The organism is Streptomyces tritici, from assembly GCF_048500665.1.
Lineage (GTDB): Bacteria > Actinomycetota > Actinomycetes > Streptomycetales > Streptomycetaceae > Streptomyces > Streptomyces tritici.
On sequence record NZ_CP183183.1, the window covers coordinates 5,731,842 to 5,752,330 of the forward strand.

The 20,489-nt window shown below is 72.9% G+C and carries 19 protein-coding genes; 14 read left to right on the top strand and 5 right to left on the bottom strand.

Annotated features, from left to right (window positions below; translation table 11 throughout):
* Window positions 1-43 precede the first annotated feature (43 nt).
* Window positions 44-1,243, bottom strand: a complete 1,200-nt coding sequence (locus tag ACNJ93_RS26280; RefSeq protein ID WP_418959917.1) for a hypothetical protein — start codon at window positions 1,241-1,243, stop codon at window positions 44-46.
* A 131-nt stretch (window positions 1,244-1,374) separates the two neighbouring features.
* Between ACNJ93_RS26280 and ACNJ93_RS26285 the strand changes: the two genes are divergently transcribed.
* Entirely contained in the window at window positions 1,375-2,631 is a 1,257-nt protein-coding gene (locus ACNJ93_RS26285; RefSeq protein WP_418959918.1) for a cytochrome P450, read from the top strand.
* Here ACNJ93_RS26285 and ACNJ93_RS26290 read toward each other — a convergent pair.
* Window positions 2,585-3,316 carry a hypothetical protein gene (locus tag ACNJ93_RS26290; protein WP_418959919.1) on the bottom strand — a complete coding sequence of 244 codons (732 nt, stop codon included), beginning with the start codon at window positions 3,314-3,316 and terminating at the stop codon, window positions 2,585-2,587. The genes ACNJ93_RS26285 and ACNJ93_RS26290 overlap by 47 nt on opposite strands.
* Window positions 3,317-3,444: 128 nt before the next feature.
* Between ACNJ93_RS26290 and ggt the strand changes: the two genes are divergently transcribed.
* A complete protein-coding gene (ggt, locus tag ACNJ93_RS26295; protein WP_418959920.1) occupies window positions 3,445-5,241 on the top strand; it encodes a gamma-glutamyltransferase in 1,797 nt (598 codons plus the stop codon).
* Between the two features lie 113 nt (window positions 5,242-5,354).
* Here ggt and map read toward each other — a convergent pair whose 3' ends face one another.
* Entirely contained in the window at window positions 5,355-6,122 is a 768-nt protein-coding gene (gene map, locus ACNJ93_RS26300) for a type I methionyl aminopeptidase (RefSeq protein WP_418959921.1), read from the bottom strand.
* Window positions 6,123-6,155: 33 nt separating this feature from the next.
* Between map and ACNJ93_RS26305 the strand changes: the two genes are divergently transcribed.
* Window positions 6,156-6,407 (top strand): helix-turn-helix domain-containing protein, encoded by a 252-nt coding sequence (locus ACNJ93_RS26305; protein WP_418959922.1) that lies wholly within the window; start codon window positions 6,156-6,158, stop codon window positions 6,405-6,407.
* A 14-nt stretch (window positions 6,408-6,421) separates the two neighbouring features.
* Here the strand turns inward: ACNJ93_RS26305 and ACNJ93_RS26310 are convergent, their stop codons facing one another.
* Entirely contained in the window at window positions 6,422-7,099 is a 678-nt protein-coding gene (locus ACNJ93_RS26310; protein ID WP_418959923.1) for an NAD(P)-dependent oxidoreductase, read from the bottom strand.
* A 60-nt stretch (window positions 7,100-7,159) separates the two neighbouring features.
* On the opposite strand from ACNJ93_RS26310, the gene ACNJ93_RS26315 reads away from it, so the two are divergent.
* The 7 genes from ACNJ93_RS26315 (at window position 7,160) to ACNJ93_RS26345 (ending at window position 14,222) form a co-directional block, all read left to right on the top strand.
* Complete coding sequence (locus tag ACNJ93_RS26315) at window positions 7,160-7,531, top strand: winged helix-turn-helix transcriptional regulator (RefSeq protein WP_418959924.1); 372 nt, start codon at window positions 7,160-7,162, stop codon at window positions 7,529-7,531.
* A complete protein-coding gene (locus ACNJ93_RS26320; RefSeq protein WP_418959925.1) occupies window positions 7,528-7,908 on the top strand; it encodes a PPOX class F420-dependent oxidoreductase in 381 nt (126 codons plus the stop codon). The genes ACNJ93_RS26315 and ACNJ93_RS26320 overlap by 4 nt, the downstream gene beginning before the upstream one ends.
* Window positions 7,909-8,097: 189 nt before the next feature.
* A complete protein-coding gene (locus ACNJ93_RS26325) occupies window positions 8,098-9,408 on the top strand; it encodes a UL36 very large tegument protein (RefSeq protein ID WP_418959926.1) in 1,311 nt (436 codons plus the stop codon).
* A 243-nt stretch (window positions 9,409-9,651) separates the two neighbouring features.
* A complete protein-coding gene (locus tag ACNJ93_RS26330) occupies window positions 9,652-10,494 on the top strand; it encodes a nitrilase-related carbon-nitrogen hydrolase (protein ID WP_418959927.1) in 843 nt (280 codons plus the stop codon).
* On the top strand, window positions 10,491-11,792 hold the full coding sequence (locus tag ACNJ93_RS26335; protein ID WP_418959928.1) for an aspartate aminotransferase family protein: 1,302 nt from the start codon (window positions 10,491-10,493) through the stop codon (window positions 11,790-11,792). The genes ACNJ93_RS26330 and ACNJ93_RS26335 overlap by 4 nt, the downstream gene beginning before the upstream one ends.
* Complete coding sequence (hydA, locus tag ACNJ93_RS26340) at window positions 11,789-13,192, top strand: dihydropyrimidinase (RefSeq protein ID WP_418959929.1); 1,404 nt, start codon at window positions 11,789-11,791, stop codon at window positions 13,190-13,192. The genes ACNJ93_RS26335 and hydA overlap by 4 nt, the downstream gene beginning before the upstream one ends.
* Window positions 13,193-13,208: 16 nt before the next feature.
* Window positions 13,209-14,222: a TIGR03842 family LLM class F420-dependent oxidoreductase gene (locus tag ACNJ93_RS26345; RefSeq protein ID WP_418959930.1), complete on the top strand. Its 1,014-nt coding sequence runs from the start codon at window positions 13,209-13,211 to the stop codon at window positions 14,220-14,222.
* 15 nt (window positions 14,223-14,237) lie between these two features.
* Here ACNJ93_RS26345 and ACNJ93_RS26350 read toward each other — a convergent pair whose 3' ends face one another.
* A complete protein-coding gene (locus ACNJ93_RS26350) occupies window positions 14,238-15,203 on the bottom strand; it encodes a glycoside hydrolase family 6 protein (RefSeq protein ID WP_418959931.1) in 966 nt (321 codons plus the stop codon).
* A 450-nt stretch (window positions 15,204-15,653) separates the two neighbouring features.
* Here ACNJ93_RS26350 and ACNJ93_RS26355 point away from each other — a divergent pair, with 450 nt between their 5' ends.
* From ACNJ93_RS26355 to yjfF, 4 genes are all read left to right on the top strand, one after another.
* The gene (locus ACNJ93_RS26355; RefSeq protein WP_418959932.1) at window positions 15,654-16,655 is read left to right on the top strand and encodes an ABC transporter substrate-binding protein; all 1,002 of its coding nucleotides are present in this window, start codon (window positions 15,654-15,656) and stop codon (window positions 16,653-16,655) included.
* 140 nt (window positions 16,656-16,795) lie between these two features.
* Window positions 16,796-18,307 (top strand): sugar ABC transporter ATP-binding protein, encoded by a 1,512-nt coding sequence (locus tag ACNJ93_RS26360; protein ID WP_418961531.1) that lies wholly within the window; start codon window positions 16,796-16,798, stop codon window positions 18,305-18,307.
* Window positions 18,304-19,419: an ABC transporter permease gene (locus tag ACNJ93_RS26365; RefSeq protein WP_418959933.1), complete on the top strand. Its 1,116-nt coding sequence runs from the start codon at window positions 18,304-18,306 to the stop codon at window positions 19,417-19,419. Before ACNJ93_RS26360 ends, ACNJ93_RS26365 begins: the two co-directional genes overlap by 4 nt.
* A complete protein-coding gene (yjfF, locus tag ACNJ93_RS26370) occupies window positions 19,416-20,423 on the top strand; it encodes a galactofuranose ABC transporter, permease protein YjfF (RefSeq protein ID WP_418959934.1) in 1,008 nt (335 codons plus the stop codon). Before ACNJ93_RS26365 ends, yjfF begins: the two co-directional genes overlap by 4 nt.
* Window positions 20,424-20,489 lie beyond the last annotated feature (66 nt).

Here is a 20,489-nt window from a genome sequence, read left to right on the forward strand (position 1 = left end):
TGGTCGGTAAGTTACGCATGGGTAACGATTGGCGGAACGACGCTCACCGCGCGTCGAGCAGGGCGACGGCCTCGGCGAGGTCGTCGTGCGCCGCCGCGTGGGCGCCCGCCGCGACGAGGAACGCGGCGCGGTCCGTCAGCGCGCGGGACAGGCGCGGAGCGTCGTCGGTCAGGCGGCGCGCCAGCTCGACGCCCTCGTCGAAGTGCGGCCCGAGCAGTGCGGCGGGTGTCCGGTGCTGATGCCTCTCCCGTCGCACGACGCGGGCGGTGATCCTCCGGTGCAGGTCCACCAGTTCGGCAGGCCGACCGGCCTCGCGCAGCCGGGCCGCCGTCGCTTCGAGCCCCGGCAGCGCCTCGGCGTAGGCCCGCTCCACCTCGCCCGACCAGCCCCGGTGACGGCCGAACGGCGGCATCGGGGACTGCGGGGTGGGGGCGGGTTCGTCCGCCCGCACCGACATGAGGAAGAGGCAGGCCCACCTCTCCCAGACGTAGAACTTCTCCTGTTCGTCGGCCTTCGCCAGCGCTTCCAGTTCCGTCATGGCCTCCTTCCGGGCCGTCGCGGCTTCCGCCCCTCGGCCGGCGGCCTCCCACAGCCGTGAGCGCTGCACTCGTACCCACACGGGGACGGCCGGCGGGGCGTCCTGCCGGGTCATCAGCTCCCCGAGGACGTCCACGGCCTCCTCGTGCAGCCCCGCCGCCTCCAGGTCCGCCGCCCACGCCACCATGCGCCAGAAGAAGGGTTCCTCGATCTCCGCCTCCCCGGCCGCCCTCCGGTCGAGCTCCACGGCCTCCGCGAACCTGCCCTCCTCGCTGAGAACGGCCGCGAGCTGCGTGAAGCCGCCGACCTCGGCCAACTCCTCACAGGCCACACGTCCTTCCGCCCGGAGACCGAGGCCGCGCAGAGCCTCCTGGTAGATGTTCAGGGCCTCGTACAGCAACCGCTCCCGGGCCGGGTCGTCCGGCTCGATCCTCCGCGCGGCCTCCACCGCCTCGGCGGCGAGCGGAAGAACCGCCTGCGGCCTCCGGTCCTTGAACCTCAAGCCCAGCAAGTGGCTGACGAGCTTCGGCCGGTACGCCTTCGGGCTCGCCTCCGCCAGGACGCGGTACGCGTTGAGCACGCCCAGCAGGTCCAGGCGGCCGGACCCCAGCAGGAACACCCTTGCCCGCAGCACCGTGTCGTGGTCGATGTCTCCCATGTCCCCCCTGTTCTCCGTGTCGTGCACGACGATCTCCGTGTCGGGCACGACGGAGATTCTGGGAGTCGGCGGGTACACCGGACAAGGCTCGCGAACTGTGCGTTCCGTCCTACGAAAAACGCCGCTGACCTGTCATGATGGACGTGCTTTCACCCTTGTCGCCGAGGCGGAGCGGGGCGGTGGAGAACACGAGCGAGGCCCTGCCCGACGTCTTCGACCCGCGGATCTACGCCGCCGGTCTCCCGCACGACCGCTTCCGCGCCCTGCGCGACCGGTGGCCCGTCGCGCCGCAGGAGGAGTACGAGGTGCTCGGCTGGCCCGCGGGGCCCGGGTTCCTCGCCGTGACGCGACACGCCGACGTCGTCCGCGTCCTCAAGGACGCCGCCGCCTACTCCTCGCACCTCGGAGCCACCCAGATCCGCGACCCCGACCCGGCGGACCTGCCGTTCATCCGCCGCATGATGCTCAATCAGGACCCGCCGCACCACGGCCGGCTGCGCCGGCTCGTCAGCCGGGCCTTCACGCCCGGCCGGATCGAGCGCTTCGAGGCGACGGCACGGGCCCGCGCCAAGGAACTCCTCGCCGCCGCCCGCGAGTCCGGCCCCGAGACCGACCTCGTCCGGACCGTCACCGACGACTACGCCCTGCTCAACCTCACCGACCTGCTGGGCGTCCCGGCGAGCGACCGCGGACTGCTCCTGGAGTGGACCGAGCGCGTCATCGCCTACCAGGACCCCGACGAACCACCCGCCCTCGACGCGGAGGGCCGGCCGGTGAACCCCCGCTCGCCCGCGATGCTCGCGGAGATGTTCGCGTACGCGCAGCAGCTCGCCGCACGCAAACGGGACCGCCCCGGCGACGACATCATGACCGTGCTCGCCCATTCGCCGCTGCAGGACGCCGAGTTGGAGATGTTCTTCTTCCTCCTCACCGTCGCCGGCAACGACACGGTCCGCAGCGCCGCCCCCGGCGGCCTGCTCGCCCTGGCCGAACACCCCGAGCAGCAGCGGCGGCTGTGGGAGGGCGAGGTCGGCACGGACACCGCCGTGGACGAACTGCTGCGCTGGCACCCGCCCGTACTGTCCTTCCGCCGCACCGCGACCCGCGCCACCGACCTCGCGGGCGTGCCGGTCCCCGCCGGCCGGAAGGTCGTCGTCTTCCACGCCTCCGCCAACTACGACGAGCGCGTCTTCGCCGACCCGCACCGGCTCGACCTCGGCCGCGCCCCGAACCCGCACGTCTCCTTCGGCGACGGCCCCCACGTCTGCCTCGGCGCGCACTTCGCCCGGCTCCAGCTGCGCGTGCTCTACGAGGAGGCCCGCGCGGCCCTGCCCGGCCTCGCGCCCGCGGGACCGCCCCGGCGGCTGGTCTCCAACTTCATCAACGGGATCAAGTCGCTGCCGCTGCGACTGGAGCGGTGCGGGCCTCGCGCGTGATGTCGGCGACGAGTTCGACGACATCGGGGCCGTAGGCGTCCGAGTTGACGACCTTCAGCAGCAGCACGAACGAGCCGTCGGCGCCGTGCTTGCGCGCCAGTGCGCGGTGGTTCCGGGCGAGGTGCCGGGCCGCGGCCTGGTTGGTGACCGCCGACTGGCCGCAGAGCAGGAACACCGGCCGCCCTCCCTCGCCGCCCGTCAGCCGGGCGAGGACGACGTACTCGGTGACGCCCCACACCGGGCGGTAGGTGTCGGTGCCGAGCGTGAACATGGCCCGGTCCTCCAGCGGCTCCGACTCCACGCGCACCGTGAGCCCCGGCAGCAGATTCGACAGATGCGCGGCCATGCGGCGGTTCGAGTAGGGCCCGCCGATGCAGAATTCCGCCACCTCGCCCAGACCCTGACGGGCCGTGTCGTGCTGGACGATGCGGGGCCGCGCCCCGCAGTCCTTGATCAGCGCGGAGAGTTCGAGCAGCGCGGACACGTCGACGGCGTGCACCGCCTTGTCGCTGCCGGCCTTGCGGTTCACCACCAGCAGGCACTCGGACCCCCCGGGGAGCCCGAAGAAGGCCTGCTTCCGACGGAGCTTGCGGCGCCACAGATAGGTGCGGGCCAGCCAGCCGAGCGAGCCGCTGACTCCGGTGGCCAGCACGCCGAGCACGACGTTGCGCAGGTCTTCGTTCATGGCCCGGGATGGTAGCGGGGGAACGCACCGGTGTTCGAGGGCGCGTACGCGGCGCGCAGTGTCGCGGTCCTGACCGGGGAGGGCGGATCAAGTTACGCTGCGCGGACGTTCGTTGACTGGAGGTACGCATGCGTCGCTCCGCAGCACGGTACGTCTCGGTACTGGCCGTCGCCGGCACGGTCCTGTCGGTCGGGGCGGCCGCGCCGCCGACGGAGCCCGCGTCCCCGGTGAAGGTCCCGGTCGCCGCCGGGTACGGGGGAGCGGTCGCCAGTGTCGACGCCGACGCCTCGGCGGCCGGCATCGAGGTGCTGCGCCGGGGCGGCAACGCCGTGGACGCGGCGGTGGCGGTGGCGGCGGCGCTCGGCGTCACCGAGCCGTACTCCGCCGGCATCGGGGGCGGCGGCTTCCTCGTCTACTACGACGCGAAGAGCCGCAGGGTGCACACGATCGACGGCCGTGAGACCGCCCCCGCCTCCGCCGACTCCTCGCTCTTCCTGGAGAACGGCGCGCCCATCCCGTTCGAGGAGGCCATGACCAGCGGCCGCGGCGTGGGCACGCCCGGCACCCCGGCCACCTGGAGCACCGCTCTCGACGCCTGGGGCACCAAGCCGCTGTCCCGGCTGCTCGAACCGGCCGAGCGGCTGGCGCGGGACGGCTTCACCGTGGACGCGACGTTCCGGGCGCAGACGGCGGCCAACGAGGCCCGGTTCCGGGACTTCCCGGCCTCCTCGGACCTGTTCCTGCCCGGCGGTCAGCTCCCCGCGGTGGGCTCGGTGTTCAAGAACCCGGACCTGGCGCGTACCTACCGGACCCTGCGGCGCGAGGGCGTCGGCGCGCTGTACCGGGGCCCGCTGGCGCGCGACATCGTGAACACCGTCCGGCAGCCCCCGGTGCGGGAGGGCGCCGCGCGGAAGGTGCGCTCCGGCGACCTGACCGAGCGGGACCTCGCGCGGTACACCACCGAGTGGCGGAAGCCGACGAAGACGGAGTACCGGGGGCTCGACGTGTACGGGATGGGCCCGGCGTCCTCCGGCGGCACCACCGTGGGAGAGGCGCTGAACATCCTGGAGGGCACCGACCTCGCCCGGGCGACGCAGGCGGACTACCTGCACCGGTTCGTCGAGGCCAGCCGGATCGCGTTCGCGGACCGGGGCCGGTGGGTCGGCGACCCGGCCTTCGAGGACGTGCCCGTGAAGGAGCTGCTGTCGCAGCGGTTCGCGGACTCCCGGGCCTGCCTGATCCGCGACGACACGGCGCTCACCAGCCCGCTCGCCCCCGGCGACCCGCGGAACCCGCAGCCCTGCGCGACGGCCGGGGCGGCGGCTCCGACGACGTACGAGGGCGAGAACACCACGCATCTGACGACCGCCGACCGGTGGGGCAACGTCGTCGCGTACACGCTGACCATCGAGTCGACCGGCGGCAGCGGGATCACCGTTCCCGGGCGGGGCTTCCTGCTCAACAACGAGCTGACGGACTTCTCCTTCGCCCCGGCGAACCCGGCGGTCCACGACCCGAACCTGCCGGGCCCGGCCAAGCGGCCGCGGTCGTCCATGTCGCCGACGATCGTGCTGGACGCCCATGACCGGCCGGTGCTCGCGCTCGGCTCGCCCGGCGGCGCGACGATCATCACGACGGTGCTGCAGACGCTGACCGGTGTCGTCGACCGCGGGCTGCCGCTCGTCGACGCCATCGCCGCCCCGCGCGCCAGCCAGCGCAACCAGGCCACCACGGAACTCGAACCGGCGCTGTGGAACAGCCCGTTGCGGGCCGAACTGGAGGCGCGCGGGCACGGGTTCCGGCAGAACGCGGAGATCGGCGCCGCCACCGGGGTCCAGCGGCTCCCCGACGGCCGCTGGCTCGCGGCGGCCGAGACCGTCCGCCGGGGCGGCGGCTCGGCGATGGTCGTCCGTCCGGCGGGCTGACGAAGCCCCGGGACGGGGTCCGGCCGGCGGTACGCGACGCCACCAGGGCCAGTCCGGCGGGCTGACGCCGCCGCCAGGGTCCGTCCGGCGGACCCGGGGCCGCCGGACGGGACCTAGAGCGCCGTGAGAATGCGCGGGCCGTCGTCGGTGACGGCGACCGTGTGCTCGGTGTGGGCGGCGCGGCTGCCGTCCAGGGTGCGCACGGTCCAGCCGTCGCCGGCGGTGACCCAGTCGTCCGTGCCGCCGCCGACGAGCATCGGTTCGATGGCCAGGACCATGCCGTGCCGCAGCCGTACGCCGCGCCCCGGGCGGCCCTCGTTGGGGACGCCCGGGTCCTCGTGCATCGTCCGGCCGATGCCGTGGCCGCCGAAGCCGTCCGGGACGCCGTAGCCGGCGGCCCGGCAGACGCGGCCGATCGCGTGCGCGATGTCGCCGATCCGGTTGCCGACCACCGCCGCCGCGATGCCCGCCGTCAGGGCCTCCCGCGCGGTGTCGATGAGCCGCGTGTCCTCGGGGCGGGGCGTGCCGACGGTGAAGCTCACCGCCGCGTCGCCCGCCCAGCCGTTCAGGAGCGCCCCGCAGTCCACGCTCACGAGGTCCCCGTCGGCCAGCGGCCGCCCGTCGGGGATGCCGTGCACGATCGCGTCGTTCACCGACACGCACAGGACCGCCGGGAACGGCACCGGAGCCCAGTCCGGGCGGTAGCCCAGGAACGGTGACCCCGCCCCCGCCTCCGCGAGCACGTCCCGCGCGACCCGGTCCAGTTCGCGGGGCGTCACGCCGGGCGCGGCCTTGTCCTGCGCGGCCGCCAGCGCCCGGGCCACGACGCGGCCCGCCTCCCGCATCGCCCGCAGCGACGCCTCCGTCTTGATCTCGATCATGCCAATTACTATACCGGTATTAGAATGGGTGCCATGGTGCGCACACCCCTGACCCCCGAAGAGCGCGAGCGCGGCGAACGCCTCGGCGCCCTCCTCCGCTCCGCGCGCGGCGACCGCTCGATGACCGAGGTCGCCGCCGCGGCCGGCGTGTCGGCCGAGACCCTGCGCAAGATCGAGACCGGCCGCGCCCCGACCCCCGCCTTCTTCACCGTGGCGGCACTGGCGGGGGTCCTGGGCCTGTCGCTGGACGAGGTCGCGGCCCTCGTGTCCCTGCAGCCGGCCTGAGCCGGGCCCCGGCTCTAGGCCGACACCGCGAGCTGGACCCGGCTGTGCCGGGGCCGCTCCAGTTCGTCCACGAGGGCCAGGGCCAGGTCGGCGTGGGCGATGCGCCCGGGGCCGTCCAGGACCGTGCCGACGGCGGTGCGGTACGCGCCGGTCGGCGCGGCCTCGGCGTTCAGGTCCAGCGGCGGCACCACCATGAGCCAGTCCAGCTCCCCGGCGGCCGCGCCGAGAAGTTCGTACTCCGCGACGTGCCCCTGCGCGAACGCCCGCCACTCCCCGGGGAATTCGGGCGCGTCCATCAGCCGGACCCCCGGCGCCGTCTCCAGGGTCGTGGCGATGCCCAGCGTCACCAGGCGGCGGACGCCCGCCTTCGCCAGGCCCTGGATCAAGGCGTGCGCGGCCGCGGTGAAGTACTCCTCCGACGGCACGTCCAGGCGTACCGAGGCGTTGAGCGCCGCGTCGTGGCCGGCGGCCAGGGCCGCCACCGTGGCCGCGTCGGTCACGTCGCCCCGCGCCACGGTGACGCCCCTCGTCCCCTGCAGCCCGGGGTACTTGGCCGGGTCGCGCACCACCGCCGTCACCCGGTGCCCGCGGGCGACGGCCTCCGCGACCGCCGCGCCCCCGACGCGTCCGCCCGCCCCGAAGACCACGAGGTTCCTGCTGTCCGACTCTGTGCGCTGCGTGTGCTGTGTCATGGCAGGACCGTAGGAGGGGGGTGCCTGGTTACTTCAACGGTACTGGGTTAGCGTCCTGCCATGAGCGAGCCCCTGGACCCGGCGATGTTCCGTGACCCCGACTGCACGGACCGCGCCGCCCAGCCGATCCGCGTCGGCGGCAAGTGGACGGCGAGCGTGCTGCGTTGCCTGCAGGACGGCACCGCGCGCCGCTTCTCCGAACTCCGCGTCCCGCTGTACTGGATCACCCCGAAGGTGCTCACCGAGACCCTGCGCGCCATGGAGCGCGACGGCCTGCTGACGCGCACCGCCCACGACGAGAACCCGCCGCGCGTCGAGTACGCGCTCACGGCGCTGGGGCGTTCGCTGCTCGGCCCGCTGGACGCCGCCTGCGACTGGGCGCGGACGCACGGCACCGAGATCGTCGAGGCGAGGGAGGCGTACGGCGCATGATTCCCGACGAGCTGCGGCGGGCCCGCTACGTCAGTCTCACCACCTACCGCAAGGACGGCACACCCGTCGCCACGCCCGTCTGGTTCGCCGTCGACGGCGAGGAGTTGTACGTCTGGACCAACGCCGACTCCTGGAAGGTCAAGCGGCTGCGGCGCGACCCCCGGGTCGTCGTGGCGCCGTGCGACGTGCGCGGGCGGATCGCCGAGGGCGCCCTGACGCTGGAGGGCACCGGCCGGCTGCTCGACGCCGAGGGGCTCAAGGGCGTGCGGCGGCTGCTGGGGCGCAAGTACACCTGGCAGTACTGGCTCGTCGACTGGCCGGCCACGGTCGCCCGGCTCGGCAAGCGGCCGCACGCCGGGATCGCCGTACGGTTCTGAACCGCGCCGGCGGTTCTGAACCGCCCGGCAGTTCTGATCCGCCCCGGCCGTTCTGGACCGCCCGGCCCCCGACGGTGAGCTTCTGCGCGCCGACACGAAAACTCTCCGTAGCCGTCCCGTAACACGACTGGGGTCCAATGCCACCCGGACCGGCGGGCGCCGGGACGCGGGCGGACGGGCGGCGATGTCATGACGGTGCATCAGCAGACGGCGGAGATCGATGCGTTCGTGCGCTTCCTGCGCGACGTCGAGGCGCGGTCGACGCCGGGTGCCGGCTGGTACGGCGTCTTCGCCGCACGCGACCCCGAGGGACTGCGGGCCTGCCTCGACGGGACCGAGGTCCTGCCCTGGGACGTCGTCGAGTCCTTGCTGCGGGACCTGGGGGAGCCCCCGGAGACCACCGCGCACGCCCGGCGACTGCACGCCGCGGCCGCGGCCGCGTACGACCGCCGCCCCGGCGGGGCGGAGTCGCTGCGGGACCGGCGGGCCCTGATGGACCGGGAGCGCCGCGCCGCCGAGGACCGCGCCCGGGAGCTGGCCGGGCGGCTGCGGACCGCCGCGCCCGCAGAGGCCGCCGGGCTGTCGGCCGAGCTGTCCTGGGCCCACGACGACCGGACCCGCGCCGCCGCCCGCGTGGAGGAGCTCACCGCGCGCCTCGCGGCCGTCACGGAACCGGCGCCGGTGCCCGCGGCGGAACCCGCGGCCGGGCCCCACGCGGACCCGCCGCGGAGACACGGCGCGGAGCCGTCGCCCCGACGACCCGCGGCGGAGTCCGGGGGACGCCGCCGGCCGCGCGGCGCGCGGTACGCGTGGGTGGGGGAGGAGCAGGACGGGGCCGAGGCCGTCGCCGTGCCCGTGCTGCCCGGGGCCGGGGCGGCGCCGCCGCGCGGGGCGCGGTTCGGGGGAGCGGCGGAGGCGCCGGACGTCGCCCCCGCGCCGGCCGGCCCGCCGCCGGCGCGCGTCGGGGCCGAGGCGGCGCGGGCCGCGGGCAACGCCGTGTACACGCTCCGGCGGCTGCGCGCCCAGGGCCGCAGCGGCGAGGCGTACGCCCTGCTCTGCGAGGCGCTGGCCGGACCGCCCGAGTGGCTGCCCGTGCTCGCGCGCGAGCTGCACCGCGCCGGGCTCGCCGCCGACTGGGCCACGCTGTTGTGGGAGGCCGCGTCGCTGCCGCCGGAGTCGTACGCCGCCGTCGTGGGCGCGCTCGCCGACGCCGGCCGCGCCGAGGACCGCGAGCAGGTGCTGCGCCAGGGCGTCGCCCGGCCCGTGGCCGAGCTGGCCCGGGTCGTGCACGCCCTGGAGGCCGGCGGGCGGACGGACGAGGTCCGTGCCCTGCTGGCCGCGCTGGTCCGCACCCGCTCGCCCGAGGAGGCCGCCGAGCTCGCCGCGGCCGACCCCGGCCGGCTCGTCCCGCTCCTGCTCGCCGCCCTGCGGGCCGCCGCCCCGGCCCTGGAACCGGCGCTCCTCCACGCCCTGCGCGCGCACGGCCTCCCGACGGGCTGAACGCATACGGCCGCGCCTCGCCCCCCTCCCCGGCCCCGGTGCCGAATCGAACACTCCTGTGCCCCTTGTGTCCGGCCGTGTCGGTAGGTGTCGGACGTGGACCACTCGGGTATGAAACATGATCGACTCTGCCGGTTCACGGCGGTGGTCTTGCTCCGGGATGTGACGGGGCTTACGTTCTCCATCTACGCATCGCGTCTACGTGCGTAGAGGCTCTCTGACGCCGCGCCGAAGGAGCAGCTCATGTCCCACGTCGTACGCGCCGCGCTCGTCCAGGCGACCTGGACCGGCGACACCGAATCCATGACCGCCAAGCACGAGGAGCACGCCCGCGAGGCCGCCCGGCAGGGCGCGAAGGTGATCGGATTCCAGGAGGTGTTCAACGCCCCCTACTTCTGCCAGGTCCAGGATCCCGAGCACTACAAGTGGGCCGAGCCCGTCCCCGACGGACCGACCGTGACCCGGATGCAGGCGCTCGCCCGCGAGACCGGGATGGTGATCGTCGTCCCCGTCTTCGAGAGCGAGGGCGCCGGCTTCTACTACAACACCGCGGCCGTGATCGACGCCGACGGCACGTATCTCGGCAAGTACCGCAAGCACCACATCCCGCAGGTCAAGGGCTTCTGGGAGAAGTACTACTTCCGCCCGGGCAACGCCGGCTGGCCGGTCTTCGACACCGCCGTCGGCAAGGTCGGGGTGTACATCTGCTACGACCGGCACTTCCCCGAGGGCTGGCGTCAACTCGGCCTCGCCGGTGCCCAGTTGGTCTACAACCCATCGGCGACCCACCGCGGTCTGTCCTCGTACCTCTGGCAGCTGGAGCAGCCCGCCGCGGCCGTCGCCAACGAGTACTTCGTCGCCGCGATCAACCGCGTCGGCATCGAGGAGTACGGCGACAACGACTTCTACGGCACGAGCTACTTCGTCGACCCGCGCGGCCAGTTCGTCGGCGACGTCGCCTCCGACAAGGAGGAGGAACTCGTCGTCCGCGACCTGGACTTCGACCTCATCGACGAGGTCCGCAAGCAGTGGGCGTTCTACCGCGACCGCCGCCCCGACGCGTACGAGGGCCTGGTGCGGCCGTGAGCGAACTCCTCGACCGCCACCGTGCCGTCGCCCCCGACTGGCTCGCGCTCTACTACCAGGACCCCATCGAGCTCACCCACGGCGAGGGCCGGCACGTCTGGGACGCCGACGGCAACCGCTACCTCGACTTCTTCGGCGGCATCCTCACCACCATGACCGCCCACGCCCTGCCCGAGGTCACCAAGGCCGTCGCCGAGCAGGCCGGCCGGATCATCCACTCCTCCACCCTCTACCTCAACCGCCCCATGGTGGAGCTCGCCGAGCGGATCGCCGCCCTGTCCGGCATCCCCGACGCCCGCGTCTTCTTCACCACCTCGGGCACCGAGGCCAACGACGCCGCCCTGCTGCTCGCCACCGCCTACCGCGGCTCGAACCAGATCCTGGCGATGCGCAACAGCTACCACGGGCGCTCGTTCTCCACCGTCGGCATCACCGGCAACCGCGCCTGGTCCCCGACCGGCCTCTCCCCGCTGCAGACCCTGTACGTGCACGGCGGCGTCCGCACCCGCGGCCCGTACGCCCAGTACACCGACGAGCGCTTCGTCGACGCCTGCGTCGCGGACCTGGAGGACCTGCTCGGCCACACCCGCGACGTGGCCGCCCTGATCGCCGAGCCGATCCAGGGCGTCGGCGGCTTCACCTCGCCGCCCGACGGCCTCTACGCGGCCTTCCGCCGGGTCCTCGACCGGCACGGCATCCTGTGGGTCTCCGACGAGGTGCAGACCGGCTGGGGCCGCACCGGCGACCACTTCTGGGGCTGGCAGGCCCACGGCCAGGCCGGCCCGCCCGACCTGCTGACCTTCGCCAAGGGCATCGGCAACGGCATGTCCGTCGGCGGCGTCGTCGCCCGCGCCGAGGTCATGAACTGCCTCGACGCCAACTCCATCTCCACCTTCGGCGGTTCGCCGGTCACCATGGCCGCGGGCCTGGCGAACCTCGCGTACCTCCAGGAGCACGACCTGCAGGGCAACGCGCGCCGCGTCGGCGGACTGCTCATCGAGCGGCTGCGTTCCGCCACCGCGGGGATCGACTGCGTCCGCGAGGTCCGCGGCCGCGGCCTGATGATCGGCATCGAACTGGTCCGGCCGGGCACCGACGAACCCGACCCCGGCATCGCCGCGGCCGTCCTGGAGGCCGCCCGCGAGCGCGGACTCCTCATCGGCAAGGGCGGCGGCCACCACACCACCGTCCTGCGCGTCGCCCCGCCGCTCTCGCTCACCGTCGCCGAGGCCGAGGAGGGCGCGGGCCTCCTCGAAGAGGCCCTGCGCTCCGTACGGCACGAGGGGGCCCGACCGTGACCACGCGCACCCTGATCCGGAACGGCCTCGTCATCACCGCGGCGGACGAGGTCCACGCCGACGTCCTGATCGAGGACGGCCGGATCGCCGCCCTCGCCGCGCACGGCTCCGACGCCGCCGCCGGCTGGACCGCCGAGCGGATCATCGACGCCACCGACAAGTACGTGATCCCGGGCGGCGTCGACGCCCACACCCACATGGAGCTGCCGTTCGGCGGCACCTTCGCCTCCGACACCTTCGAGACCGGCACCCGGGCCGCCGCCTGGGGCGGCACCACCACCATCGTGGACTTCGCCGTGCAGACCGTCGGCCACTCGCTGCGCGAGGGACTCGACGCCTGGTACGCCAAGGCCGACGGCAACTGCGCCGTCGACTACGGCTTCCACATGATCCTCTCCGACGTCAACGAGTCCACCCTCAAGGAGATGGACCACCTCGTCGGTGAAGGCATCAGCTCCTTCAAGCTGTTCATGGCCTACCCCGGCGTCTTCTACAGCGACGACGGGCAGATCCTGCGCGCCATGCAGCGCTCCGCCGTCAACGGCGGGCTGATCATGATGCACGCGGAGAACGGCATCGCCATCGACGTCCTCGTCGAGCAGGCCCTCGCCCGCGGCGAGACCGACCCCCGGTACCACGGCGAGGTCCGCAAGGTCCTGCTGGAGGCCGAGGCCACCCACCGCGCCATCCAGCTGGCGCGGGTCGCCGGAGCGCCGCTGTACGTCGTGCACGTCTCGGCCGAGGAGGCCGTGGCCGAGCTGGCCGCGGCCCGCGACAAGGGCCTGCCGGTCTTCGGCGAGACCTGCCCGCAGTACCTGTTCCTCTCCACCGACAACCTGGCGGAGCCGGACTTCGAGGGCGCCAAGTACGTGTGCAGCACGCCCCTGAGGCCGAAGGAGCACCAGGCGGCCCTCTGGCGCGGACTGCGGACCAACGACCTCCAGGTCGTGTCGACGGACCACTGCCCGTTCTGCTTCGTGGGCCAGAAGGAGCTGGGCCGGGGCGACTTCTCGAAGATCCCCAACGGTCTGCCGGGGGTCGAGAACCGCATGGACCTGCTCCACCAGGCCGTCGTGGACGGGCACATCGGCCGCCGCCGCTGGATCGAGATCGCCTGCGCCACCCCGGCGCGGATGTTCGGCCTGTACCCGAAGAAGGGCACGATCGCGCCGGGCGCGGACGCGGACGTGGTGATCTACGACCCGCACGCCACGCAGACCCTGTCGGCCGAGACCCACCACATGAACGTCGACTACTCGGCGTACGAGGGAAAGACGGTCACCGGCCGGGTCGAGACGGTCCTGTCCCGCGGCGAACTCGTCATCGAACGGCGGGAGTACAAGGGCCGTGCCGGCCACGGCGTGTTCACGCCCCGTGCCACTTGCCAGTACCTGAACTGAACCAGGAGGTCCCGACGTGGACTTCGGACTCGTCCTGCAGACCGACCCGCCCGCCTCCCAGGTCGTCGGACTCATGCGCCGTGCGGAGCGCAACGGCTTCCGCTACGGCTGGACCTTCGACTCCGCCGTGCTCTGGCAGGAACCCTTCGTCATCTACAGCCGGATCCTCGAACACACCACGAAGCTGCACGTGGGCCCGATGGTGACGAACCCCGGCACCCGCACCTGGGAGGTGACGGCCTCCACCTTCGCCACCCTCAACGAGATGTACGGCAACCGCACCGTCTGCGGCATCGGCCGCGGCGACTCCGCGATGCGGGTCGCCGGCCGGAAGCCGAACACCCTGGCCCGGCTCGGCGAGGCCATCGAGGTCATCCGCGACCTGGCGGAGGGCCGCGCGGCGGTGGTCGACGGCAACCCGATCCGCATCCCGTGGGTCAGGAACGGCAAGCTGCCGGTGTGGATGGCCGCGTACGGCCCCAAGGCCCTCGCCCTCGCCGGGCAGAAGGCCGACGGCTTCATCCTCCAGCTGGCCGACCCGTTCCTCACGGAATGGATGGTCAAGGCGGTCAGGAAAGCCGCCCAGGACGCCGGCCGCGACCCCGACGCCCTCACCATCTGCGTCGCCGCCCCCGCCTACGTGACGGCGGACGACTCGCCGGAGGCCCTGGCCCACGCCCGGGACCAGTGCCGCTGGTTCGGCGGCATGGTGGGCAACCACGTGGCCGACCTGGTCGCCAAGTACGGCGAGCACTCCGACATGGTCCCGGCCGAACTCACCGCCTACATCAAGGACCGGCACGGCTACGACTACAGCCACCACGGCCGCGCCGGAAACCCTTCGACGGACTTCGTCCCCGACGAGATCGTCGACCGCTTCTGCCTCCTCGGCCCCGCCGAGGCCCACATCGACAAGCTCCGCCGCCTGAAGTCCCTCGGCGTCGACCAGTTCGCCGTCTACGACATGCACGACGCCAAGGAGTCCACGATCGACGCGTACGGCACGGACATCATCCCCGTGCTCGGCTGAGCGCCGCCGACGCCGTCAGTAGCCGTAGATCATCTTGTAGGCGACGTCGGGGAGGAACTGGCCGGCCGTCGAGCCCGTGCCGACGCCGCAGTTGCCGTCGGACTCGCCCGGGGCCTTGATCCACAGCAGCATCTCGGCGCCACCGCCCATCTGGGTGGGGGTGCCGATGCGGCGTCCGGCCGCGTTGCACCACTCGCCGTTGGCGCCGTTGCCGTTGCGGCTGGTGTCGACGACGAACGGCTTGGTGTAGCCGTAGCGGGCGGCCAGTTCGCCGTTGACGGCGTTGCCGTACGCGGTGTTCTGGGCGGTGGTGTAGTGGTTCGAGATGTTGAGCGAGAAGCCGTGGGCCTGGCGCAGGCCCGCTTCGTGGAGGCGCTGGGCCATCGTCCCGGCGCTCACCCAGCCGGGGTTGCCGGCGTCGAGGTAGACCCAGGTGTTCGGCGCCTGACGGTCGAACTCGGCGAGGGCGCCGCTGATCATGCCCTGGCGTTCGCGGATCTGAGTCTGCGTCATGCATCCGTAGTCCGCGAGGGAGTCCGGTTCGAGGACGACCACGGCCGGGCGCCCGGCGATCCCGCCGGCGAACTGGGCGATCCAGCTCGCGTAGGCGGTCGGCGAGGCGGCGCCGCCGCCGGAGTGCCCGCCGCAGTGGTCGCGGTGGTAGATGTTGTACGCGACCAGGACGGGCAGCTTGTCCCGCTGGTCCGCCGCCCCGACGTAGGCGCCCGTGGCGGTGCCGATGGTGCCGCTCCAGGAGCCGAACCAGCGGGCCATGGGTGTGTGGGCGAGGGACGCGTCGATCGCGGGCGCCCGGCCGTCGCCGGGGTGGGCGGCGACCCACTTCTTCGCGCTGGAGTCCGGGTCCACGTAGAACCCGCTGGTCATGGTGGTGGGGTCGGCCGCGTGGGCGGGCGGTGCGACGGCGAGTGCCGACGGCAGCGCGAGGAGGGCGGCGACGAGGGCGCGGATGCTGGGGCGCATGGCTGTACCTCGGTTTCCTGACGGCGTATGCGTCGGACGCGCTCGCCCGAGCGGGCGAGCGGGCGGCGCGGTGAGGAAGTGCGGTGGTACGAGGTCCTCGTGAGGGGGCCGGTGGAAGCGCTCCCACGGGGAGCGATCGTGTGATGCGGTGATCGCCTCTGTCAAGTGGTCGTGCCGGCAGAGCAGTTCATGGAGGCGGCCCTGCCTGGGGCTTCGCGGCTCTGGGTGTTAACGCTCACAACCGAGAACACGTAACCGTGCGCAAACCCTTGAGCAACAAGTCTGTTAGCGCTCACAATGTGTCGCGTTCGCCGGTCCACCGGCGTCGGGGGCCGACGTTTCACCCTGCCTCCGCCCGGTTCAACCACCGCTGCCCAGCCATGCCTTCGCCGGACCCCTCTCCTTCAGGGCTCCGTCCGGTACGGCGCACGTCCCGAGAGGAACCACGACATGGCCCACAGAGCCCTCCGCGTCATCGCCGCCGCCGCCCTGGCCGGCAGTGTGCTGACCGCCTGCACCACCGAGCCCGCGGCCACCGGCACCACCGGCGGCCCCGGCAAGGGCTCCTCCGACGGCACGCTGGTGCTCGGGTTCGCGCAGGTCGGCGCCGAGAGCGGCTGGCGCACCGCCAACACCAAGTCCGTGCGCGAGGCGGCCGGGAAGGCGGGCATCACGCTGAAGTTCTCCGACGCGCAGCAGAAGCAGGAGAACCAGATCAAGGCGATCCGCACCTTCATCCAGCAGAAGGTGGACGTCATCGCCTTCTCGCCGGTGGTGGAGTCCGGCTGGGACACCGTCCTCAAGGAGGCCAAGAACGCCGGCATCCCGGTGATCCTCACCGACCGCGCGGTCGACTCGCAGGACACCTCCCTCTACCGGACCTTCCTCGGCTCCGACTTCGTCAAGGAGGGCCAGGAGGCCGGGAAGTGGCTGCTGAAGGAGTACGAGGGCACCTCCGCGCCGGTGAACATCGTCGAGCTCCAGGGCACCACCGGTTCCGCCCCCGCCAACGACCGCAAGGCGGGCTTCGCCGAAGTCGTCAAGGGCGACCCCAAGTTCAAGGTCGTCGCCTCCCAGACCGGGGACTTCACCCGCGCCAAGGGCAAGGAGGTCATGCAGGCCTTCCTCAAGTCCCACGACGACATCGACGTCCTGTACGCCCACAACGACGACATGGCCCTGGGCGCCATCCAGGCCATCGAGGAGGCCGGCAAGAAGCCCGGCACCGACATCAAGGTGATCTCCGTCGACGGCATCAAGGACGCCTTCGTCGCCATGAAGGACAAGAAGATCAACGTGGTGGTCGAGTGCAACCCGCTCCTCGGGGACCAGCTGATGGACCTCGTCAAGAAGGTCGCCGCCGGGGAGAGCGTGCCGCGGCGGGTCGAGGTCCAGGAGGGCGTCTTCACGCAGGACCAGGCCGCGGCCGCCCTGCCGAACCGCCAGTACTGACCCGCCCGCACCGGACCGGGGCGGCCCTCGCGCCGCCCCGGTCTCCCAGGAGAGGAGGGCGGATGACAGCCCCACCCACCCCCGGCACCCCCGACCCCACACCCATCCCCGGCACCCCCACCCGCACCGACCGGCCCGTCATGGAGGCCCATGGCATCCGCAAGGCGTTCCCCGGCGTCCTCGCCCTCGACGGGGTGGACCTGCGCCTCTTCCCGGGCGAGGTCCACGCGCTGATGGGCGAGAACGGCGCCGGCAAGTCGACCCTCATCAAGGTCCTCACCGGCGTCCACACGCCCGACGCGGGAACGGTCTCCGTCGACGGCAGCCCCCGGCGGTTCGCCGAACCGCTGGAGGCACAGCGCGCCGGAGTCAGCACGGTCTACCAGGAGGTGAACCTGTGCCCCAACCTGTCGGTCGCCGAGAACATCCTCATCGGCCGTGAACCCCGGCGGCTGGGGCTGGTCCACTGGCCGGCCCTGCACGACCGCGCGGCACGGCTCATCACCGAACTGGAACTCGACCTCGACGTCCGGCAGCCGCTGAGCACCTGCTCCCTCGCCGTCCAGCAACTGGTCGCGATCGTCCGGGCCGTGGACGTGCGGGCGAAGGTCCTCGTCCTCGACGAGCCCACGTCCAGCCTCGACCGGGACGAGGTCGCCCAGCTGTTCGCCCTGGTGCGCCGGCTGCGCGACCGGGGCGTCGCGATCCTCTTCGTCACCCACTTCCTCGACCAGGTCTTCGACCTGTGCGACCGGGTGACCGTGCTGCGCAACGGCCGTCTCGAAGGCGAGTACCGGATCGACGAGCTGACCCCCGTCACCCTCGTCCACCGCATGGTCGGCGGCGCGCTGCGCACCCTCGACGAACTGGCCGAGACGTCGCACACCGGCACCGCGGCCACGCCCGAGTCCGCGGACACCCCCTTCCTCAGCGCCCGCGGGCTCGCCCGGTCCGGCGCCGTCCAGCCCTACGACCTGGACATCCACCGCGGCGAGGTCATCGGCCTGGCCGGGCTCCTCGGCTCCGGACGCACCGAGGCGGCCCGGCTGCTCTTCGGAGCCGACCACGCCGACGCGGGAGAGCTCCGGATCGGCGGCGAACGCGCCGTCCTGCGCTCCCCGCGCGCCGCGATCGCCCGCAGGATCGCCTTCTGCTCGGAGAACCGCAAGGCGGAGGGCCTGATCGGCGAGCTCACGGTGCGCGAGAACATCGTGCTCGCCCTCCAAGCCGCCCGCGGCTGGACCAAGCCCCTCTCCCGCACCCGGCAGGACGAGATCGCCGCCCGGTGGATCGAGGCCCTCGACATCCGCCCGGCCGCCCCCGAGACGCCGGTCCGCAACCTCAGCGGCGGCAACCAGCAGAAGGTGCTGCTCGCGCGGTGGCTGCTCACCGACCCCGAGCTGCTGATCCTGGACGAACCGACCCGGGGCGTCGACATCGGCGCCAAGACGGAGATCCAGAGACTCGTCACCCGCCTGGCGACCGAGGGCACCGCGGTCCTCTTCATCTCCGCCGAACTGGAGGAAGTGCTGCGGCTGAGCCACCGGATCGGCGTCCTGCGCGACCACCGGCTCGTCGCCACCCTCCCCAACGACCCGACCCTGACGCCCGACCGGATCCTGGGCACCATCGCCACCGGAGCCACCTCATGACCCCACCCGACGACACCGCCGCCGGCGGGCGTCCAACCCGCACCACCGGCGCCCGGCGGTTCACCCGGCACCGCCTCTTCTGGCCCGCCGCCGTCCTGGCCGCCCTGCTGCTGGGGAACGTCGCGCTCACCCCCGACTTCTTCGCCGTCCGCGTCCAGAACGGGCACCTGTACGGCAGCCTGATCGACATCCTCCAGTTCGGCGCCCCGCTGATCCTGGTGTCGCTCGGCATGACGCTGGTCATCGCGACCCGGGGCATCGACCTCTCGGTCGGCTCGACGGTCGCCATCGCCGGCGCCCTCGCGTGCGAGCACATCGCCGGCGCGCGGGACCCCGGAAGCCTGCCCACCGTCATGACGGCGATCGCGCTGGCGCTCGGCGTGGGCGCCGCGATCGGACTGCTGAACGGCGTCCTCGTCGCCGGGCTCGGCGTCCAGCCCATCGTCGCCACGCTGGTCCTCATGGTCGCCGGCCGGGGCGTGGCCCAGCTGATCACCGACGGCCAGATCATCACCGTGTCCAGCAGCGCGTACAAGATGATCGGCGGCGGCTACTGGCTCACCCTGCCCTTCGCCGTGCTGCTGGCCGCGGCCCTCGTCGCCGTCACCTCCCTCGTCACCCGGCGGACCGCGCTCGGCATGCTCATCGAATCCGTGGGCGGCAACCCGGTGGCGAGCCGACTCGTCGGCATCAGGGCGGCCGGGCTCCTGGTCGTGGTCTACGTCGTGAGCGCCGTGTGCGCCGCGGTGGCCGGCCTGATGATCAGCTCCAACGTGTCCAGCGCCGACGGCAACAACGCGGGCCTGTGGATCGAACTCGACGCGATCCTCGCCGTGGTCGTCGGCGGCACGGCGCTCACGGGCGGCCGCTTCTCCCTCGGCGGCACGGTCCTCGGCGCACTGATCATCCAGACCCTCTCGACCACCATCTACACACTCGGCGTCCCGCCGGAGACCACCCTCGTCTTCAAGGCCGTGGTCGTCATCGCCGTGTGTCTCGTCCAGTCGCCCGCGTTCCGCGCGCGCCTCTCCCGCCGTCGCCGCGCGGCCGCCCCGGACCGGGCGCCCGCGGCCGGCGACGTGGCAGCCCGTCAGCAGGAGGTCCACCCGTGAGCACCACCCTCAACTCCCTGGCCGGACCGCTCCGGAAGGTCTCCGTACGGCACGCCGCCCGGCTGCCGCTCATGGTGACGGCCGGTCTGCTGATCGCGATGTTCTCGATCGGCTCCCTGCGGTACGAGGGCTTCTTCTCCGCGCAGGTCCTGCTCAACGTCCTGATCGACAACGGCTTCCTGCTCGTCGTGGCGATCGGCATGACGTTCGTCGTCCTCACCGGGGGCATCGACCTGTCGGTCGGCTCCATGGTGGCGCTGTCGACCATGCTGACGGCCTCGCTCGTCGAACAGAACGGTGTGCCGCTCGCCCTGGCGGTGCCGCTGGTGCTGCTGGTGGGAGCGGGCGGCGGCGCCCTCATGGGCTGGGTGATCCACACCTTCGAGATCCAGCCGTTCATCGTCACCCTCGCGGGCATGTTCCTGGCCCGCGGCCTCTGCTACATGATCAGCACCGAGTCCGTCTCCCTCACGGACCCGACGACCACGCGGATCGCGCAGACGCGGGTGCTGCTGCCCGGGGGCCTGTTCGTCACCCCCGCGGTGGTCATCGCGCTGGTCCTGCTGGTGCTCGCCTTCGTCGTCCTCCACCACACCCGCTTCGGCCGCACCGTCTACGCCCTGGGCGGCAACGAGTCGTCCGCCCGTCTCATGGGCCTGCCCGTGGGGCGCACCAAGGTCGCGGTCTACGCCGTGAGCGGTCTGTGCTCCGCCCTCGGCGGTCTGCTGCTGACCTTCTACATGCTGTCCGGCTACGCCCTGCACGCCGTCGGCATGGAGCTCGACGCCATCGCCGCCGTGGTCGTCGGAGGGACGCTGCTCACCGGCGGCTCCGGCTTCGTCCTCGGGACCGCGCTGGGCGTGACGGTCCTCGGCCTGATCCAGACGGTCATCAGCTTCCAGGGCACGCTGAGTTCGTGGTGGACGCGCATCGTCATCGGCGGCCTGCTGTTCGTCTTCATCCTTCTCCAGCGGCTCTTCGGCGGATCCCGTCCGGAGCAGTAGACCTCCGGGCGGGGCCCGACAGGCCGACATGGATGTGCCCGCCGGTGGAGGAACCCGGCGGGCACA

Bases quoted from the DNA above. Each gene is read 5' to 3' on its own strand.
- ACNJ93_RS26315 (WP_418959924.1), top strand. From the start codon at position 7,160: ATGAGCGAGCCCCTGGACCCGGCGATGTTCCGTGACCCCGACTGCACG.
- ACNJ93_RS26290 (WP_418959919.1), bottom strand. From the start codon at position 3,316: ATGAACGAAGACCTGCGCAACGTCGTGCTCGGCGTGCTGGCCACCGGA.
- ACNJ93_RS26330 (WP_418959927.1), top strand. From the start codon at position 9,652: ATGTCCCACGTCGTACGCGCCGCGCTCGTCCAGGCGACCTGGACCGGC.
- ACNJ93_RS26320 (WP_418959925.1), top strand. From the start codon at position 7,528: ATGATTCCCGACGAGCTGCGGCGGGCCCGCTACGTCAGTCTCACCACC.
- ACNJ93_RS26325 (WP_418959926.1), top strand. From the start codon at position 8,098: ATGACGGTGCATCAGCAGACGGCGGAGATCGATGCGTTCGTGCGCTTC.
- ACNJ93_RS26350 (WP_418959931.1), bottom strand. From the start codon at position 15,203: ATGCGCCCCAGCATCCGCGCCCTCGTCGCCGCCCTCCTCGCGCTGCCG.
- ACNJ93_RS26305 (WP_418959922.1), top strand. From the start codon at position 6,156: ATGGTGCGCACACCCCTGACCCCCGAAGAGCGCGAGCGCGGCGAACGC.
- map (WP_418959921.1), bottom strand. From the start codon at position 6,122: ATGATCGAGATCAAGACGGAGGCGTCGCTGCGGGCGATGCGGGAGGCG.
- ACNJ93_RS26360 (WP_418961531.1), top strand. From the start codon at position 16,796: ATGGAGGCCCATGGCATCCGCAAGGCGTTCCCCGGCGTCCTCGCCCTC.
- ACNJ93_RS26310 (WP_418959923.1), bottom strand. From the start codon at position 7,099: ATGACACAGCACACGCAGCGCACAGAGTCGGACAGCAGGAACCTCGTG.
- ACNJ93_RS26365 (WP_418959933.1), top strand. From the start codon at position 18,304: ATGACCCCACCCGACGACACCGCCGCCGGCGGGCGTCCAACCCGCACC.
- ggt (WP_418959920.1), top strand. From the start codon at position 3,445: ATGCGTCGCTCCGCAGCACGGTACGTCTCGGTACTGGCCGTCGCCGGC.
- ACNJ93_RS26355 (WP_418959932.1), top strand. From the start codon at position 15,654: ATGGCCCACAGAGCCCTCCGCGTCATCGCCGCCGCCGCCCTGGCCGGC.